The following is a 1,583-nucleotide window of genomic DNA, read 5'->3' as shown; positions in this document are numbered from 1 at the left end:
GAGGTGACAAACTATAAATAGTCAATAGTTTTTGGAAGAAAAATTATGATTAAAAAAGGGTAACCTTAATAAACCATCTAAATACAGCGTATTTTAGATGACAGTCACATTCTAAGAAAAGTAAGTATTAACGAAGCTTCTGAACGCAGAAATCGGTATTTTGCCTCTCCAATGCATAGATAACACGAATCAGCTTCTTGGCAACGTGAGTGATTGCAACTCTGTGTGGTTTGCCTTCTGCACGTTTCTTAGCATAATAAGTTGCAAATGTCATATCGAAACGGATTAAAGGAAGACAACAATTAATCAAGGCATAACGTAACTGTGAAGAACCTCGCTTTACCATTCGACCACCATGAGATTCTGTACCAGATTCATTGATTCCGGGTTCGATTCCTGCAAATGCGAGCATCTGACCAGGATTATCGAAGTTTGATATATCCCCGTATTCAGAATAGATGATTGCGGCAGAAATTGAGCCAATACCAGGAACAGATAAGTAATGAGGATGGACTTCTTCGATGAGAAGATTGATTTCTTTTTCAAGAGTGTTAATCTCTGTTACAAGAGTTTTATACAAAGTAAGCAGACTGTTCAATTCAACATCAAAGATAGAATTGTTTACACCTACTGTATTAGCTGCAAGCTCTTTCAAAGCAATGAATTGTTGAGGAGAAAACTTACCTCTAGATATGGATCGAAGTTTCTCATAAGAAACAGAATTCATGCGAGCCATCTTTTCAGCAGAGCCATAATTCTCTAGTAGATATAGAGCGGTTTTAGATAAACGTTCATTAAAGAATGGCTTGAATTCAGGAAATGTGTGATCTAACACATTTGTTATCTTAACAAGATAAAAAGAACGCTGTCGAATTAGTCTGTCACGCAAACGAGTTAATGACTTTAAGGAATAAGCGTGGTAAAATCCTTTTGAATGGGGTTTGTACTCAACAGTCATTAACCAACGAGCTATTGATTCGCAGTCAACAGAATCGGTTTTGGTACGCCTTAAAGTTGTAGACTTTTTGTATTCCTTGATTAAAACTGGATTAACTTCCATGAAGCTGTGGTGGGCATTTTCAAGGAAGAGTTCAAGATTGAGGGCATAATGGGCTGTTGATTCAAACCCTATTCTTATATCCTCAGGACTGGAGAGAGAATTAAAAGTGGTAATCAGTTCTTCAAAGCCAACTTTATCATTTTTGATAGAGAACTTTGAAATAACTTTTTGATCGGTTGCAGAAATAATGCAACAATCGTGTTTGTACTTGGAAATATCAATTCCAACAAAGTACAGAGACATAGATAAAACCTCCTAAATAATAGAATAAGCACTGCTGTCTTCCACAGAGAATTCGGCTGTGTAATCACGTAAATAGAAACGTCAAGCGTTAACAAACTAATTAACAGTAATAGACGAAAAGCTGTGGTCTGAGTCACCTCCGAACAGTCAAAGCTGTAATGATATAGGTACAGATCCACAGTGCTTTAAGTATTATAATGGAGTATTCAATAAAACCCAAGAAATGGGAGAAAGGAGAATAATCCATTAACCTCATAAGAGGATAACTGGATTATACGTG

Annotated in this window: 1 protein-coding gene; it reads right to left on the bottom strand. The window is 36.4% G+C overall.

What is annotated here, in order from left to right; translation table 11 throughout:
• Positions 1 to 127: 127 nt before the first annotated feature.
• The gene (locus DWW86_RS16890; RefSeq protein WP_117944114.1) at positions 128 to 1,303 is read right to left on the bottom strand and encodes an IS110 family RNA-guided transposase; all 1,176 of its coding nucleotides are present in this window, start codon (positions 1,301 to 1,303) and stop codon (positions 128 to 130) included.
• Positions 1,304 to 1,583 lie beyond the last annotated feature (280 nt).

It is taken from the genome of Ruminococcus sp. AF17-22AC (assembly GCF_003460065.1).
In the GTDB taxonomy this organism is placed as follows: Bacteria; Bacillota; Clostridia; order Lachnospirales; family Lachnospiraceae; genus Blautia_A.
Note: the sequence above shows the minus strand (reverse complement) of the source record. Positions and strands in the feature narration are given on the sequence as shown.

What these genes read in the sequence shown, in the direction of transcription:
- DWW86_RS16890 (WP_117944114.1), bottom strand. Translation starts at nt 1,303, where the DNA reads ATGTCTCTGTACTTTGTTGGAATTGATATTTCCAAGTACAAACACGAT.